The sequence below is a fragment of the Celeribacter sp. genome, from assembly GCF_048270365.1.
Taxonomy (GTDB): domain Bacteria; phylum Pseudomonadota; class Alphaproteobacteria; order Rhodobacterales; family Rhodobacteraceae; genus Celeribacter.
Genome location: NZ_JBLWTA010000041.1, coordinates 1 through 16,945 on the forward strand (window position 1 = coordinate 1; position 16,945 = coordinate 16,945).

The 16,945-nt window shown below is 57.5% G+C and carries 9 protein-coding genes and 1 pseudogene; 8 read left to right on the forward strand and 2 right to left on the reverse strand.

Going from position 1 to position 16,945, the window contains the following annotated elements; translation table 11 throughout:
• From ACN0X0_RS21515 to ACN0X0_RS21535, 5 genes are all read left to right on the forward strand, one after another.
• The coding region (locus ACN0X0_RS21515; protein ID WP_417280907.1) for a BREX system ATP-binding domain-containing protein at positions 1 to 885 on the forward strand (885 nt) is incomplete at its 5' end.
• 5 nt (positions 886 to 890) lie between these two features.
• Entirely contained in the window at positions 891 to 3,092 is a 2,202-nt protein-coding gene (locus ACN0X0_RS21520; RefSeq protein WP_417280908.1) for a DEAD/DEAH box helicase, read from the forward strand.
• Between the two features lie 81 nt (positions 3,093 to 3,173).
• Entirely contained in the window at positions 3,174 to 5,351 is a 2,178-nt protein-coding gene (locus tag ACN0X0_RS21525; RefSeq protein WP_417280909.1) for a hypothetical protein, read from the forward strand.
• Between the two features lie 84 nt (positions 5,352 to 5,435).
• Positions 5,436 to 6,617 (forward strand): metallophosphoesterase family protein, encoded by a 1,182-nt coding sequence (locus ACN0X0_RS21530; RefSeq protein WP_417280910.1) that lies wholly within the window; start codon positions 5,436 to 5,438, stop codon positions 6,615 to 6,617.
• The gene (locus ACN0X0_RS21535) at positions 6,614 to 10,021 is read left to right on the forward strand and encodes an AAA family ATPase (protein ID WP_417280911.1); all 3,408 of its coding nucleotides are present in this window, start codon (positions 6,614 to 6,616) and stop codon (positions 10,019 to 10,021) included. Before ACN0X0_RS21530 ends, ACN0X0_RS21535 begins: the two co-directional genes overlap by 4 nt.
• 144 nt (positions 10,022 to 10,165) lie before the next feature.
• Here the strand turns inward: ACN0X0_RS21535 and ACN0X0_RS21540 are convergent, their stop codons facing one another.
• Both ACN0X0_RS21540 and ACN0X0_RS21545 read right to left on the reverse strand, forming a co-directional pair.
• Positions 10,166 to 11,071, reverse strand: coding sequence for a hypothetical protein (locus ACN0X0_RS21540; RefSeq protein ID WP_417280912.1), 906 nt, complete (start codon positions 11,069 to 11,071; stop codon positions 10,166 to 10,168).
• Positions 11,072 to 12,228: 1,157 nt separating this feature from the next.
• Positions 12,229 to 13,324, reverse strand: a pseudogene (locus tag ACN0X0_RS21545) (IS3 family transposase); the annotation flags it as partial.
• 119 nt (positions 13,325 to 13,443) lie between these two features.
• Here ACN0X0_RS21545 and ACN0X0_RS21550 point away from each other — a divergent pair.
• The 3 genes from ACN0X0_RS21550 to ACN0X0_RS21560 all read left to right on the forward strand — a co-directional run bounded on the left by ACN0X0_RS21550 (position 13,444) and on the right by ACN0X0_RS21560 (position 16,365).
• Positions 13,444 to 14,316 carry a tyrosine-type recombinase/integrase gene (locus ACN0X0_RS21550; protein WP_288961039.1) on the forward strand — a complete coding sequence of 291 codons (873 nt, stop codon included), beginning with the start codon at positions 13,444 to 13,446 and terminating at the stop codon, positions 14,314 to 14,316.
• Positions 14,317 to 14,326: 10 nt separating this feature from the next.
• Entirely contained in the window at positions 14,327 to 15,529 is a 1,203-nt protein-coding gene (locus ACN0X0_RS21555) for an IS91 family transposase (RefSeq protein ID WP_288961040.1), read from the forward strand.
• A 620-nt stretch (positions 15,530 to 16,149) separates the two neighbouring features.
• Positions 16,150 to 16,365: a DUF736 family protein gene (locus tag ACN0X0_RS21560; RefSeq protein ID WP_417280913.1), complete on the forward strand. Its 216-nt coding sequence runs from the start codon at positions 16,150 to 16,152 to the stop codon at positions 16,363 to 16,365.
• Positions 16,366 to 16,945 lie beyond the last annotated feature (580 nt).

A 16,945-nucleotide genomic window follows, 5' to 3' on the forward strand; every position in this document is an offset into this window, starting at 1 on the left:
GATTTGCCCACGGGGATCGTCATTCGTGAACGCCTTGGCCACTTCGAAGAACTCACCGGAGGGTTTGAGTTCGCCGAAGTCATCCGTCGATATTGGGAAGGCCATGAAACAGGCGACGACGAGCTGAAATCCGCAGCCCTGAGATGGCTGCGCGGTGAATTCGCGACACGTACCGACGCGCGCAAGGCGCTTGGCGTGCGAACGATCATCGACGATGCCAGTGTCTACGACCATCTGAAGCTGATGTCGGCATTCGTGTGTGAAGCCGGTTACAAAGGCCTGCTCGTCGGCCTCGACGAGATGGTGAACCTCTACAAGCTCACATCGTCGCAGGCCCGCAATGCAAACTACGAACAGATCCTACGGATCCTGAATGATGTGCTGCAGGGCAGTGCCGAGAACCTCGGATTTCTGATGGGCGGGACCCCGGAGTTTCTGATGAACACCCGTCGAGGGCTCTACAGCTACGAAGCCCTTCAATCGCGTTTGGCCGAGAACACCTTCGCGCGAGACGGATTGGTCGACCTTTCAGGACCCGTTGTCCGGCTGGCCAGCCTGACCCCTGAAGATCTCTTCGTTCTTCTGGCCAATGTCCGGCGGATCATGCAGGACGATGCCGGTGCTCTGCCGGACGACGCGCTCGAAGCCTTTATGGCGCATTGCTCGGACCGGATCGGTGAAGCTTACTTCCGCACCCCGCGCAATACGGTGACGGCATTCGTGAACCTGCTTTCCGTGCTTGAGCAAAACCCCGGTGTCGAGTGGAGCGATCTGATCGAAAAGATCGAGGTGTCCGAAGACCTCGGCGAAGACATGACCGAGGTAGACGAGGCGACTGGCACCCAAGACCCCGGTGACGATGACCTGATCAGCTTCAAGCTCTGACGCCGATGAGCAGTGCGTTCGACAAACTGGCGAGGCCTGTGCAGAAATGGATACGCCAGAAAGGATGGCGCGAACTTCGCGACATCCAGGCGCGATCCATCCGGACGATCTGCGAAACCAATGCCGATTTAATCGTTGCGGCCTCCACGGCGGGCGGAAAGACCGAGGCGGCGTTCCTGCCGTTGATTTCACAGGTGCTTGACGAGCCGTCGGGCGGCACCGGTTTCGACCTGCTCTACATCGGCCCGCTGAAAGCGTTGATCACGGACCAGGCCATGCGGCTGGAGGGCATCTGCCAGGAAACACAGCTTCCGGTTGTTTCCTGGCATGGGGATGTTTCACAGTCGATCAAGACGCGTGCGTTGAAATCTCCAAAAGGGATCCTGCTGATAACCCCAGAGTCCCTTGAGGCGCTTTTCATTCGTCGCGGTTTGGAAATTGCCCGGCTGTTTGGGGCCACGCGGGCGGTCGTGATCGACGAATTGCACACGGTTCTGGATAGCGAACGCGGTGTCCAGCTGCGTTCATTGCTCACACGGCTCGAGCTTGCGATTAAGCGCCCAATCCGTCGGATAGGTCTGTCAGCGACATTGGGCGACATGGACCTCGCCAGGGCCTATCTTCGCCCTGACGCAGCAAGCTCTGTCCAGCTGATCGAAGCAGATGGCGGCGAGGCTGAATTGAGGCTTCAGCTTCGCGGTTACCTCTCAGGCGATGAAGATGAAAACAGCCCATCCGCAACGGACGCCATCGCAGCTCATCTGTTCAAGCATCTTCGAGGCAGCGACAACCTGGTCTTCGCCGGAGCTCGCCAACGGGTCGAGATCTACGCAGATCGGTTGCGGGAGCTTTGCGAACGGGAACACCTGCCACAGGAATTCTATCCCCACCACGCGAGCCTCTCCCGCGAGCATCGCGATTTTGTGGAGCGCCGCTTAAAAGACGCCGCAAAGCCGACAACCGCCGTTTGCACGTCGACGCTCGAGCTTGGAATCGACATCGGTGACGTGACCTGCGTGGCTCAAATCGGCGCGCCGTTCAGCGTCGCGGCGTTACGACAACGGCTTGGCCGGTCAGGCCGGCGTGAAGGACAACCGGCCATTCTCAGGCAGTACGCTGTCGAAGCCAAGTTGACGCCAGAGAGCAGTTTCGTGGATCGTCTTCGCCTCGGCCTGATCAGGTCCATCGCGATGATAGATCTGTTGTTGGAAGGCTGGTGCGAACCGCCAAAACCGCAGGCGCTTCATCTCTCGACGCTCGTCCATCAGATTCTGTCGGTCATTGCGCAGCGCGGCGGTGCGTCTGCAAGCGCAGTCTACAACGTGCTCTGCCGCGAAGGCCCCTTTCGGAAGGTCACAACCGAAGTCTTCGCAGATGTGTTGCGTGCTATCGGCCATCCAGAAACCGGCTTGATCGAACAGGCCGGCAGCGGGCTGTTACTTTTGGGGCCGACAGGCGAGAAGCTGGTTGAGCATTATAGCTTCTATGCGGTGTTCCAGACACCTGAAGAATTCCGTTTGGTTGCAGAGGGGCGGGATCTTGGAACTCTGCCAATCGACAATGTTCTTGCTCCCGGGATGCTGCTGATTTTTTCTGGGCGGCGTTGGGTTGTTCAAGAAATCCATGATCGTGAAAAGGTCATCATCGTCCAACCCGCGAAGGCCGGTGTGCCTCCCGTCTTCGGCGGCGACGCAGGCGACATTCATGACAAGGTGATCGACCGAATGTTCAGTGTGCTCGAGGGGAATGCCAGTCCGGCCTATATGGACTCTGTTTCCTTGACGATGCTGGAGGAAGCGCGTGCTCAGTATCAACTGCTAGGATTTCGGAACGAGAATATCCACTCTCTCGGCGAGCACACATCGATCATCGCAACCCGGGTCGGAACGGTGAAGACGTCGACTCTCGCGCTCGCACTCAGAAGTGAAGGGTTTTCAGTCGAGCAGCACGACGGGTTTCTGCTGGTGGAGAACGGGGACGAAGCACCTGACCTGCAAACAGTGATTGAGAGAATAGCTGCAGGCGAGTCCGTCGACATCTTCGCCGGTGCAGGAAACTTGGTTTTGGAAAAATTTCACCCATACCTGTCGCCTGATTTGCTAGCTCTGGATGCAGCTTCGTCTAGACTCGCTCCTAACTTGCTATCAGACTTGGCTTCTAAACTGCTTAAGCAGTTAGAAATGCCGCGTTGCGGCCGCAAGGCTTAAGTCATGTCGTCGTTAACTCTTGCGGAATGGAATGGGCCGCGTCGGCCAGACTTAGTCTTTAGGATGAAGGGTGTCAAAAAAATGACAGTAAAGGTATCAGTCAATTTTACTAATTGTTATGGTATTGATGCGTTAGCTCACACGTTTGATTTCTCAAATAACAACATGCCCGTCCTCGTGTATGCGCCAAACGGTGTAATGAAGACTTCACTTGCTAAAACTCTGAAGCAATACGCAAATAATAAGGAGCCGGAAGATATATTTTTTCCTGAACGAGAAAGCACATTCAGGATTTTCGATGAAACAGGTGCTGCGCTTGATCGCCAATCTATATTTGTAATTGATCCCATTGATGAGAAATATCAATCGGCTAGAATTTCAACATTGCTTGCAAGCGAAGACCTAAAATCTCGATATGATCAAATTTTTGGATCAATCGCAGAAAAGAAAGACGGTCTTTTAAAAAACCTTCGGAAGTCGTCTGGACTTACGAAAGATATTGACCTCTCAATTGCCGACGCGTTCAAAGTTAAGAAAGAAGATGTGTTGGTCGCGCTTGCGAGACTCGAGCGGGAAGTTCGAGAAGGTGCACATTCTGCATTCTCAGTCCTCAAATACAAGGTCTTGTTCAGTGACAAGGTGATAGACCTGCTTCAAAATGCAGATGTCAAGGCGTTGATCGACGACTACACCAAGATTTATGAGCAAATATTAGATCAATCCTCGTATTTTAAGAAGGGCGTCTTCAATCACAGTAATGCCGAAACGATTGCAAAAAATCTGAAGGCAAATGGATGGTTTGATGGTGGCCACTCAGTAAATCTCAATCATGATGGTGAGCGAAGCGAGATAAAGACTGACGGGGACCTGATCTCGGCAATAGAGGGTGAAAAGGATAGAATACTTAAAGATCCGAAACTGGCAGAAATGTTCCAAAAGGTGGACGGCACACTTACGACGGCCGAGTTGAGAAGCTTCCGTGACTATCTGATCGAAAACCCGTTCGTTGTCGCAGAGCTTTCGGATATTGATGCTTTGAAGCAAAAAGTCTGGATTTCGTACCTAATTGAGAATGGCCATGAGTATTTCGAACTGATCGAAGAGTATGACTCAAGCAAAGAGAAGATTAGGGCAATCATTGCAGAAGCTGAGAAGGAACAGACACAATGGGAGGCCGTGATCGCGTTGTTCAACGATCGTTTCTCCGTGCCATTCAAGGTTCAGGTGGAAAATAAAGGTGATGCAGTGCTCAATGTTTCCGCGCCACAGATTGCATTTTATGTCGATGATCGGGGAGGAGGCGCTGCACGTAAAATGGATAGGGCCATTCTGGATAGAGGTCTAAGCAATGGTGAAAAGCGTGCTCTATACATTCTGAACATCATATTTGAAGTTGAAGCCCGCAGAAAAGCGGGGATAGAGACACTCGTGGTTCTAGACGATATAGCAGACTCGTTCGACTACAAGAACAAATACGCTATTGTCGAATATCTCAGCGACATGCGCGCAAACGAAGACTTCCACCTTATTATCTTGACTCACAATTACGATTTCTACCGCACGGTTCGTGGTCGTCTTGGTGTCTATGGTGAGAACAAACTTTTGAGTAATCGTCTGAATGGCGCGCTTCAACTTATTCCGGATAGCCTAAGCGATAACCCATTTTCGGGGTGGAAGAAGAATCTGACCGACCCCGTCGTTTTGGTAGCATCAATACCATTCGTTCGAAATCTTGCCGAGTATGTGGGTAACGAAGTGGTGTTCGGACAACTCACAGCCTTGCTCCACGTCAAAGATCGAACAAAGACTGTGTCCGTTGGTGAGCTGTTCGGCATGTACCAATCTGTGCTTGCGGAAGGAAGTTTCGCCAACTTCAACAGTCTGAAAGGAGCGGTGTTTGATCTTTTGATGACCGCTTGTATTGAAATTTGCGAGGTCGAAGATGACAATCTTTCACTAGAGCAGAAGATTGCTCTTTCAATCGGAATCCGGCTGTTGGCCGAAGAATTGTTGATCAGTAAGATAAATGATCCTGTGTATGTGGCGAACATCGGAAATAACCAAACTGGGAAACTGATTCGGAAGTATGAAAAACTGGGGGGCTGTGATGCGGGGGTGTTGCGCACAATCAAGCGCGTAGCTCTAATGACGCCCGAGAATATTCATCTAAATTCGTTCATGTTTGAACCAATTTTGGATATGTCGGGACATCATTTGAAGTCGCTTTTTGCCGAAACAAGGGCCTGTGTTGATGCCTAGCCGTTTTGTCACCAGACTCCTGGATGGCGGTGGTTAAATGGACACATTTTCAAAGCTTTACTTTCTCATGAAAACGGACGGGATATGATGCGCCTCCTCGTTTCAGCTGACATTCATCTTGGATCACCCATCCGATCCGTGGCGCTACGGAACCCAGACCTTGGTGACCGGCTGAAACAGGCCAGCCGCGACACCTTTGCCGAGATCATCGACCTGGCGATTTCGGAGCAGGTCGATGCTTTGGTGCTGGCGGGCGACATCTTTGACAATGGTTACCCGGATCTGAAAGCCCGGGCCTTCCTGATTTCCCAGTTGGCGCGTGCTTCCGAAGCTGGTGTGCCCACGGTGCTGATCAGGGGTAACCACGATGCGCTGTTAGATCACAAGGCGCATGGAGATTTGGGGCCGAATGTCCATGTTCTGCATAAGGGTACACCGACGGTCGAGATCGGTGGCACGGCTTTCCATGGCCTCTCCTTTGATGCGGCACATGTGGCAAAGAGCTTTCTTCCCGATTATCCGCGACCGGTGCCGGGTAAGCGCAACGTCGGGCTGATGCATACCTCGCTTGACGGTGCTCAGGGTCATGATCCCTATGCACCCTGCGCCGAACGGGACCTGATGGCGTATGGGTACGATCTCTGGTGCCTCGGGCATATACACGCACCCTTCGAGCGTGTCGACGGACCGGTACTGGCGGTCATGCCCGGTATCCCGCAGCCACGCCATTTTGGTGAGCGCAACGGTGGCACCGTGACCATTGTTTCGGTGGGCGATGGCACGCCGGAATTCGAACGTCGCGCCATTGGTCACCTTGGCTTTTCCGAATGTGCGCTGGATTTGAGCACCTGTGCTGACCAACAGGAGGTCTTGCGCAGCTTGCGCGACACATTGATGTCCGCGCAAGTGCTGGGACGCGATATGGCGGTGCGCCTGCACGTCACCTCGGATCGCCACGGGAAAGAACTGGTGACGGAACTAGCGGCCGAAGTGCTGGATAGCATCGACGGTGTATTCCTCGACAAGGTCAAATCTGCTCCGCCGCCCCGCAAACCGGGAGCCGAGACTGACGATCTCGTTCGCCTCATGCAAGACGAACTGACCGAAGACGGCTTTCGGCAGGCCGCTCTGCAACAGCTCGAAGAACTACGCCTCGCCCTGCCATCAGAAATCATGGACGAGCTGGATGAGAGCGGGCTGGATGCACTACTGGAGGAAGCGATAGCGGAAGTTTCTCTGACGTTGCACGCGGGGGCTTTGCGATGAGGCTGAACCGGTTAGACCTGATCCGCTATGGCCGTTTCAAAGACGCCGAGATTGTATTTCCAAGGCCTGTTGAAGGCGTCCCCGATGTGACGGTGATTTTTGGTCCAAACGAGGCGGGCAAGTCCACGGCCTATCACGCCTTTCTGGAATTGCTTTTCGGGTTTAAAGGCGGGGCACATCCTTATGCCTTCAAGTTTGAGCGAAGTGATCTTTTGGTGGGGGCAGAACTTGACTTGCCTGGGCGCGGGACCATGGCTTTGCACCGTAACAGCAAGAGGACGCAATCACTGTTGGACGCGCAGGACCGCCCAATAAACGAGGCGATCCTGTCGGGTGCTTTGCACGGCCTATCGCGAGAGACTTATGAGGAACGGTTTTCGCTCAACGAGAAGGGCTTGCGCGAGGGTGGCGAACGGATCGCCGGGGCGCAGGGAGACCTTGGGCAACTTCTGCATGCGGGTCTTTCTGGCCTGACGGGAATGGCGCAAACGCTAGACGCCTTGGCGGAGCGAGCCGACAAATTTCATAAGAAACGAGGCCGGGGCAACATTCTGAAAACCGGCAGCGATCGCCTGAAAGAGATTGGCCGCGAACTGCGGGCTGATCGCCTGACGACAGAGCGAGAGCGCACCCTGCGTCATGATCATGATCGGGCAGCAGCCGAGTTTGAGGGGGTTGATGCCGAGCTGCGGCAAACCCATCAAAGACAGGCCGCGTCAAAAGCTGCGGAGGTCTGGTATGATCGAACTGAGGAAATAGGGCAGCTTACGGAGGCCTTGGTCGATTTCCCCGACGGCCCCGACCTCCATCCCGGTGCGGCAGAGCGCGTGGCGGGCCTTGTCGAAAAAATCGCCGCGCAGACGATCCGGATCGCGGAGGCGGAAGAAGAGTTCGCCAAACAAGATCAGGTCGTCGCAGACAACCCAGTCGACAAGCTAGCCCAGACGTTGACGGCAGAGTTGGAACGTCTCGATCAATTGACTATCGACGGAGCGCCGCTGATGGGGCGGGCCAGCACTGCGCAGGCCGATCTTGCCCGGCGCAGCGAAGATCAGGAAAAACTCAGTCGCCAAATAGACGCCGTTTTGCGGCTCCTCCAGGTGCCAGATGCGCCGGCATCCACAATTGCCCTGGAGGCAGGCGTTCTTGAGGATCTTGCAACTGCAGTCCAGAATTGCTTGACCGCCAGTCTTTCAACCGACGCCGCACGGGAGGCCGCCGAAGCAGCCCGCGCCCAACAGGGCGGAGCACCCGCTGAACCGCAGGACATGACAGCGCTTCGGGCCGCCTTCGAAGGTTGGAAGGCGGTCGCGGATCTTACGGCGTTGGAGACTGACCAAAGCCAAGCTTTGGCGCGTCTGACCAAGGTCACTGCTGGTCTGCCGGCGTCCTGGAAAGAACTGATCGCTGAGGGCCTGCCGGCGCGCGAAACGCTCGACGAAGTCGGTCGGAACTGGATGGCCCTGACCGCCGACCTTGCGTCGGCGCGCAATGACCTCGACGCCCGCGCAGCAGACCTGGCCGAGGCGCGGGCCCATCTTTGTGCGCAAGAGGCCGCGCCTGACGCCGTTGACATTGTCGTGACCGAAGAGACCCGGCGTCGGCGTGACATGGTTTGGCGGCAGCACCGGGACGATCTGACCACCGACACCGCGGATCAATTCGAGAAAGCAATGTATGCTGATGATGGCACCCGCGCGCATTACTTGATCGGCGCAGAGGCCCGGCAGCGTCTGCTCGCGGCGCAAGGTCAGGTGCGGACCGCCGACGCAAGGTATGGGGCCGCAAAGACGCGTCACGACGACTTGGTCACTCTCCGTGACCGCCTGTCGGAGCGCTGTTCCAGGTTGGCGCTTGCATTGGGATTGGGGGAAGATGCGACCCCCTCAGCCTTCAGCGCGCGTCAGCAGGCACTGACCGCAGCGGCTGAAGCGGCAGCCGAGCTTTCCAATGCGAAAGAAGCGTTGAAAGCCCGTCTTGCCCATCAGGAGGTGGCCCGCGATGCGCTGATTGATGCTGCGCGGCCCCTTGGACTTGACCCAGCGAATGGTGATCTGCCCGCGCAGGTGCAACGCGCATTGACGTTGGAGGATAGTGATCGCAAGGCTTGGGCCAAATGGCAGGAGGGCGAGAAGAACATAGCCAAGCTGGATAGCAAGTCGGCGGAATGCCAAACCGACTGCGAAACGGCGCAGGTGAATCTTGACCAGTTGACCGCGGCACTGCCATTGCCGGATCGCTCGCTTGAGGCGATTCGAGCCGCCCTGCCGCACCTGCGCAGCCTGCAGCAGCTTTATGGCGAGCATCGAAAGCTCTCCGCTCGGATCGAGGCCCTGGAGCAGGCGATTGCCGCCCTTGCAGAGGGCGCGCAGCGTCTGGCTCGAATTGTGGATGATCCTCAGGATGAGACAGGTATCGACCCGGTTCAAGTCATCGACCGTGCTCGTGCGCGCGTGGTTGGATCCACGCGGGCTGACGAAAAACGAGTTGAGGCCGTGTTGCGACGGGATGAAACGGAAAGGTCAAAACGCCGCGCGGAGACCGAACTTCAGGCCGCGATCGACGATCTGAACGGTTGTTTCGAAGGGCAGGGTGGGCAAGACCTCTCGCCGCGCGACCTGGTAGCAAAGCTGGTTGAACGGGATCGTCTGCGCGCCAATAAGGCAACGGCGGACCGCGATCGGCAGAAGGCTCGCGATGGCGTAGACGCCGATCTCTTTGCCGAGGAATTGGACTGGATGCCGGACGCCACGCGTGCGGCAGAACTGGAACTCGCCCTGAAAGACGTACAGGACTCCCGCGACACCGCCCGCGACGCACAGCGCGAGGCTGCCCGTCTGTACCGCGACGCTTTTGAGGCCGCCGACCGCAGCGATCTCGCAACCGAACAGGCGACACTGCTCGAGGAGCTCCGGAGCGGTGCCCGTCAGGCGGCGGTGGCTCGGCTCGGGGTTCTGGCGGCACGCGGGGCGCTGCGTCGCCTTGCTGAAGAGCGGCGCAGTGGCATGTTGCGTGATGTTGAAGAGGCCTTTGTTACCATGACCACCCCCGCTTGGACTGGTGTTGACGTCTGGAGCCAGGCGGAAGGTGAAAAGCTTGTTGGTATCCAATCTGATGGCAGTACGGTTCCTATTGAACAGATGTCGACGGGCACGATGGGCCAGTTGTACTTTGCGCTGCGCCTCGCTGGATATCGCAGCTTTGCGCGCGACCCAGGGCCGCTGCCGATGATCCTGGACGATATCATGGAAACCTTCGACGATACGCGCGCTCGGGCCGCCCTGCAGCTTTGCGCCGAGATTGGCACAAACGGGCAGGCAATCCTCTTCACGCATCATGCCCATCTGGTCGAGTTGGCACGCGACTCCATCAAAGGGGTGACTGTCGTGAACATGCCAGATTGACTGATTTGATTCGGCGCCGGAATTGCGTTTGCATATGGACGCGCTGATAGCGGGGATGTTGTCCCCTGACATTCACGTTCCCGGAAATTTTCTTTGTGGGGTATGCCCACGCGGAATACGGCGGTTTCAGGCCTGCATACTGCTTTACCGTGGCTGGACGATGATCAACTGAGCCTCGAACACATGCGCGGCGATGTCTGCCACTTGCCGGAGTACGGCTGCTTCGCCTCCGAGAGGCTTGGGCTCACGCGACACCGGAGGTTCGGGTTCCGGCGTGCTTGCTGCGCCAGATTCTCCTTCCACGATGGACCTTCGCGTCAAGGTTTCAACCACCGGAATGTCCCCCCGGTCAGAAATTGAAGTATCTTGTGGCATACCTGAGCCGCGACGCAGTTCGGCTTTCAGCCGCCCGCGCCGTTCGGCTTCATGCATTTCCGCCACCAGCGACGGCAGGCGTTCTCCAAGCGGCTGATCGTGTTCCTTCAAAAAACCGTTCAGCTTGTCCTCCAACCCTCGGTTGGTTAGCACTTCGAGAACGCGTGGTTCCGAACACAGCCATGTATTCCCACCATCGAAGGCGACATGGTGTTGCTCATCGTCCAATGGGCCAATCATCCGTGGAGCCACGAAGAGCGAGCGCCGGGCGACATCAGACCGACTCCAGGCTTGATTGATCTCGTTTCGCCTGTGAAAGCGGGGTGCCGCGTAAAAAACGAGGTTTGAGCCATCATCTAACGCCAGCAGGAGTTCATGCTGATCGGAGGTCGTCGCTTCGGTGATGGGGAAACGGTAGTAGGGAACGTTCAGTGTCCCGCCCAAGGCCACGACGGCTTGGTGTTCCTTCGCCGTTCGGCGGACCATACAGTGGGATCGTTTGAATTGCAGAAACAAGGGAACACCTGGCCGGTCGAGCTTCACATCATAGCCGCCCCCTGCTTTGCCTTCCTCGATCAGGCTTGGGAACACGGGTGCGGCTGATAGCGCAACCCAACCGACGAGTTCATTGGTAAGGGCGAACCCGTAGGAGAATTCGGAAATTTCAGGTTTCATTTTTCAGCCGCCGTTGCCAGTATCTTTGAAATCACGCGGATCGGTGAACCGGCTTCTGCACGACTTCTTTAAACCCGATGATTGCATATATGACTGAAGTAACTCTATAACAAAAAAGGGAATTTTATGGACACTACCGCCATCCCTCCCGAAATCCGCCACCAGTGGAATAGCGCAAATATTCCAATCATCGTCCGTTCCGGGATTTCAGGCGATAAGCTCACAGCGCGGTTGCCATATCGTCCCGATAATCGGGGCTGGCTTTTCGGTCTGGCAACCGGACGCCGGAAGCCCGAAGTACAATGGGCTCCCGTCGAGAAAGCCTGGAAGCTACCAGTTAGTTGGCTCAATCGTTTTGTTGACAGCGGCTTGGAACGATATGGACGGCTCTACGTCGTTCAGCCCTACCGTGAAATGGAGAAGTGCGCGCCCGCTTGTCGGAACGCCGTCGGACACGATTGCCAGTGTTCCTGCATGGGCGCGAACCACGGCGCAGGTGATGGCGGTGGATGGTTCGACGTCTCTGAGACGTTTTCGTTCCGATGGGGACCGCAATCTGCGGCGATCAGGTTGATGACCCGAAAGGCATGAACAAAGCTATCGGCTCAGTCGTCAAACGAAACTCGTAAGTGTTGGCAACGGTTTTTTGGGACCACTGTCACCATTAGTCGGCATGGGTGTCTGCCAGTCTGCCTAGGTGCATTAGTTTGCTTGGCCTCCTCCTGGCTGTCCGAAGTGCCGCACTTTGACTCGTTGTTTCCCTTCGCTTGCTCGGCGCTCTGCTAGGCCCACCATTTGTTCGTTCATAGGTATCATGGATACTTGCCGCGGTTTAGTTGGGAGTGAGAATGAACCCGATGTGCCCTAGTGCGTCTTTCGGTGCAGTTCACATTTCCCACCGCGGCCACCGCACTTCTCCCTTTGTCTGAGTTGCATGACATGCTGGTCGCAGCTGTCGTCCCGTCCACAAAGGTTGCCGCCGATCTTTTTCCCCTGCCCCTGCGGGCCATTCCTCGCGAGGCAAAAAGACCGGCGCCTGCCCCTCTCCGCTGCGCTTCGCCTTCGGTGTGGCCGGGCCTTGGCCAGCTGCAAGGTGAGAGGTGGTTCGGTTCGTTTGAACAGTTTCGAGCCGTTTCGTAAGTGGATTTCCCGCTCGGTTATGCCGCCACCAGGATTGGTCGCGACGGGTTGAGATATGCCTGATCGGGTGTTTGCCCGTCCAGCGATGAATGCGGTCTTCTGCTGTTGTAGAACTTCAGATATCGGGCCAGGCTCTCTCGGGCGACCGATACCCTGTCGTAGGCGCGCAGATAGACCTCCTCGTATTTGATCGTTCGCCAGAGCCGTTCGACGAAGACGTTGTCCCGCCACGCGCCCTTGCCGTCCATGCTGATCTGGATGTCGGCGTCCTTCAGCGTCTTGATGAAGTCGATTGATGTGAACTGGTTACCATCATATGACTATCCGTGTTCATGATCTCTGGTTTTCCGTGGCGGTGCATCGCCTCTTTCAAAGCCTCGATGCATGGTCCAGTTTCCAGCGTTGTCGAGAGTCGCCAAGCCAACACCTTCCGACTGAACCAGTCCAGAACGGCGACGAGATAGACGAACCCACGCGCCATAGGAATGTAGGTAATGTCCATCGCCCAAACCTGATTGGGCCGTGTCACCGCCAGACCTCGAAGCAGATAGGGATAAACTTTGTGACCTGGTGTCGGTTTTGACGTGTTCGGCTTGCGGTATAAGGCCTGGATGCCCATCCGCTTCATGCAGGTGGCGACGTGCAACCGTCCTGCCGTGAAGCCTTCTTGGCGTAAGAGGCCCTTCATCATCCGACTGCCCGCAAACGGATATTCCATGTGCAACTCGTCGATCCGGCGCATCAGTTTGAGATCGTCTTCGCTGGTCGGTCGGGTCTCGTAGTAGAGGCTGCCACGGCTGATCCCAAGCAGATCGGCCTGACGCGCGAGGCTCAGCTTGTGGTCACGGTTGATCATTTCTTTGCGCTCCCCAACAGGCCGGCTTTGGCGAGCGCTTCTCCCAAAAAATCGTTTTCCAGCGTCAACTGGCCAATCTTTGCATGGAGCGATTTGACGTCGATCTCGGGCTCTTTGGATGCCTTCGGCTTGTCGTCGAAAACACCCGTCACGCCATCGAGGAGCTGATCCTTCCACTGCTTGATCTGGTTGGGATGCACATCGAACTGCGTCGCCAGCTCGCTCATTGTCTTCTCGCCCTTCGAGGACGAAACCGCTCTCGCGGTATTGGTGCTTGTGGTAGGTGTTGCGTGCTGATGTGAACTGCATGGATTTTGCGAACTGACCAACCTGTCGGACGATTGAGGCCTTCTCAATCTGACGACAGGAGGTTTCAATGTCAGAGCAACATATCCCACCGCTGCGCCGCCGTTTTATTGAAGATATGCGGATCAAGGGGCTGCAGCCAAAAACCCAGACGATGTATTTGCGGGCGATGCGCGATTTTACAGGGTTTTTGGGGCATTCGCCGGATAGCGCGACACCCGAGGAATTGCGCGCGTTCCAGCTGGACATGAAGGAGAAGGGCGTCGGCGCACCGACCTTCAACAACCGGCTGACGGTTCTGAGTTTCTTCTACGCAACGACCTGCCCGCGTCCGGAGATGAAGCGGCACATGCGGTATCAGCGCGCCGCGAAGAAGATCCCGGTTGTGCTCAGCGCCGAGGAGGTCACCCGCATTCTCGAAGCGGCACCTGGACCGGGGCTGAGATACCGGGCTGCCTTCAGCGTGGCCTACGGCGGCGGGCTCCGAGCGAGCGAGGTCACACATCTCAAGATCGGCGACATCGACAGCGACCGGATGCTGATCCGCATCGACCAGGGTAAGGGCCGCAAGGATCGCCACGTGATGCTGTCGCCGAGCCTGCTTGTGCTGCTGCGCGATTATTACCGCGAAGCCCGGCCGGCGGGCTGGTTATTCCCGGGCCGCAACCGGGTCGACCCGATCTCGACGCGGCAGTTCAACCGGGCCTTCGGAGTTGCCTGTGATTTTGCAGAGATCAAGAAGCGGGTCTCGCCCCATACGCTGCGACACAGCTTTGCCACGCATCTGCTGGAGGGTGGGACGGATATCCGGGTGATCCAGGTGCTGCTCGGGCACGCCAAGCTGGAAACCACGACAATCTATACCAAGGTTGCGACCAAGACGATCCGGGATGTGACCAGCCCGCTCGATCTGCTGGTGCGACGGGAAGCTGGGTCCGGCTGACCCCGGTCTCATGCCTCGTCCCAGACTGGAGGTCGCGGATATCTTCCGCGCCCATGGACCTGCTTACCGTCGTGACCATGCAGGGCATCTGAACCTGCCGCAGCTCAAGGTGATGTCCGCCATCGAAGCCTGCCGGACTGTTGCCCTTGGCGGGCATGTCGCTGCCTGCACAAAGTGCGACCACCAGCACATCGCCTACAACTCGTGTCGCAATCGGCATTGCCCGAAGTGCCAGGGAGCAACCGCAAAACACTGGATGCAGGCGCGCACGGAAGACCTTCTGCCGGTTGAATACTTCCATGCGGTGTTCACGCTGCCGGCCCAGATCGCGGATATTGCCTACCAGAACAAGGCGGAGATCTATGGCCTGCTGTTCAATGCGTCGGCCCAGACGCTTTTGACCATTGCCGCCGATCCGAAGCATCTCGGCGCCCGGATCGGCATGACCTCGGTCTTGCACACCTGGGGGTCGGCGATGACGCACCACCCGCATGTGCATGTCATTGTGCCTGGTGGCGGGCTGTCGCCGGACGGGTCCCGCTGGGTCGCCTGTCGCCCGGGGTTCTTCCTGCCGGTGAAGGTCCTGTCCCGGCTGTTCCGGCGTTTGTTCCTCGAAGGGCTGATCAGACTGCACCAAACGGGCAAGCTGGCCTTCTTCGGGGAACTGGCCGAACTGGCCGATCCCGATGCCTTCGCCTCCCATCTCGCGCCGCTGCGCAAAGCCAGCTGGGTTGTTTATGCCAAGCCACCCTTCGGCGGGCCAGAGGCGGTGCTGGCCTATCTGAGCCGATACACGCACCGCGTCGCGATCTCAAACCACCGCCTCGTCAGCGCGGATGCCGAGACCGTTGCGTTCCGATGGAAAGACTACCGCATCAAGCGCGGCGACCGGATGAAGGTCATGCGCCTGCCCACGGGCGAGTTCATCCGGCGGTTCCTGATCCATGTCCTGCCATCTGGCTTCCATCGCATCCGCCACACAGGGTTCCTGGCCAATGGAATCCGTCGTGACCGGATCGCGGAGATCAGGCGTTTGCTCAATACAGAACCAAAACCCGGCCAAACGCCAGTCGAGGGGGAAAGTGACAACCCCGCAGGTCTTGATGCCCATCAGCCTTGCCCAAAGTGCGGCGGCGCCATGATCGTCATCGAGACCTTCACACGGGGCCAAACACCCAGATCCCGCGCACCGCCACGGGAGAACGCCGCATGATACGACGCAAAAACCCGGCGCTTTCCTGTGCAAACACCGGAACAGTCAGTGCGGCCACCTCACCAGACCCCGCGTTGCACCAGGCCAGTAGCGGCAGGACGGAGCACTGGTCCGCCATGTCCTGTTGGGGTAACCGGCTTGTCTGCGCTGCCTGTCGTCACACTGTGGTTCGCTCTGCTCCTCAGGCGATGCAGCCGTAACGCTCAATCCCCATAGCTCCGAGATCCGCCCGCGCTTTCCTCCTTGTCAGATTTGTCGCCGCTGCAGCTCACGCTGACAGCAGCCACAAACCTTAGACAAAGCCGCCAACGCGACTTTCGCTTTGAATGCAGGGCTGTGGTTCCGTCTTGGTCGTCTTGCCATGTTCGCTCCTTCGTCCCGGCACGCTGCCGGATCAGGAGCGGAAAATCCACCTAACTCAACTGTTCAGATTTCTCAGGCCACCTCTGTGACCATCATTGCAACGCAAACAAGGAGAAGAGCAATGACCACGAACTGCATCAAATTCACCAGTGCCGACATCGAAACCGCCAAGGGCACAGGCTCCATCTCGACCCTGACCTTCGACCCTGACCTTCGACCTCGACATCACGGTCGAACCCGTCGCGAGCACGAACCCGATGGCCCCCACGCACCGCGTCCTCGGCCGCTCCCCGCGCGGCAAGCTGGTCGAGTGCGGCGGCATCTGGAAGAAGCAGAACAAGGAGACCGGCGCAGCCTACTACACGCTGACCATCCGCGACCACGGCTTCAACGCCAACCTCGGCAAGGCCGCCAATCAGGACGATCTGTCCCTGCAGGCCGTCATCCCCTGGGGTCCCAAAGACGCCGCCTAAGCCAAGGGCCAGACCGCTCCGGCGGTCTGGCTTTTTCTCGTTCCGGGGAAAAACGTCGAGCGCAGGCGCACGGTCGGTGTCCGAAGGATGCCACATATTTCGGACGCGGACGCCGAGGCGGATACTCAGATTGGATAGGTCGCTGACGCGGCTTCGATCCTTCTGTTCAGTGACAACGTGGATCGCGCGAACCCGAGGCGGGACCGAATGTCCGCAGGGAGAACTGTGAGCCCACTGAGCGAGCCAAGCGCACCCCTTCTCTCAGTCGAACAACCCGCGCCTAGGTCGCGTTGGCGAAGCTGAAAGGGCGCCGAACTCACTCTGTGCCGTGAGGGTGGAAGTCGCAAATCAACGTCATGCATCCCGGGGCAACGTCTCACGTCAGGGTCACCGCCCCGCGCCTTTCCGTCGACCCGTTGGCCTTTCTGATCGCTAGCCCGGGGTCGAGCGGTCGGCAACGCCGGGGGCAGGTTTCTGGACGGCTGCGCCTTGAGCGCTGCGGTGCATCGCTCACAACAAACCTGCCCCCGGCGTGCTCCATTTCATTCCGCCCCGTGCCGGGTGCAGCCCGCTCTCATGC

Bases quoted from the DNA above. Each gene is read 5' to 3' on its own strand.
- ACN0X0_RS21520 (WP_417280908.1), top strand. From the start codon at position 891: ATGAGCAGTGCGTTCGACAAACTGGCGAGGCCTGTGCAGAAATGGATA.
- ACN0X0_RS21525 (WP_417280909.1), top strand. From the start codon at position 3,174: ATGACAGTAAAGGTATCAGTCAATTTTACTAATTGTTATGGTATTGAT.
- ACN0X0_RS21530 (WP_417280910.1), top strand. From the start codon at position 5,436: ATGATGCGCCTCCTCGTTTCAGCTGACATTCATCTTGGATCACCCATC.
- ACN0X0_RS21555 (WP_288961040.1), top strand. From the start codon at position 14,327: ATGCCTCGTCCCAGACTGGAGGTCGCGGATATCTTCCGCGCCCATGGA.
- ACN0X0_RS21540 (WP_417280912.1), bottom strand. From the start codon at position 11,071: ATGAAACCTGAAATTTCCGAATTCTCCTACGGGTTCGCCCTTACCAAT.
- ACN0X0_RS21535 (WP_417280911.1), top strand. From the start codon at position 6,614: ATGAGGCTGAACCGGTTAGACCTGATCCGCTATGGCCGTTTCAAAGAC.
- ACN0X0_RS21550 (WP_288961039.1), top strand. From the start codon at position 13,444: ATGTCAGAGCAACATATCCCACCGCTGCGCCGCCGTTTTATTGAAGAT.
- ACN0X0_RS21560 (WP_417280913.1), top strand. From the start codon at position 16,150: ATGGCCCCCACGCACCGCGTCCTCGGCCGCTCCCCGCGCGGCAAGCTG.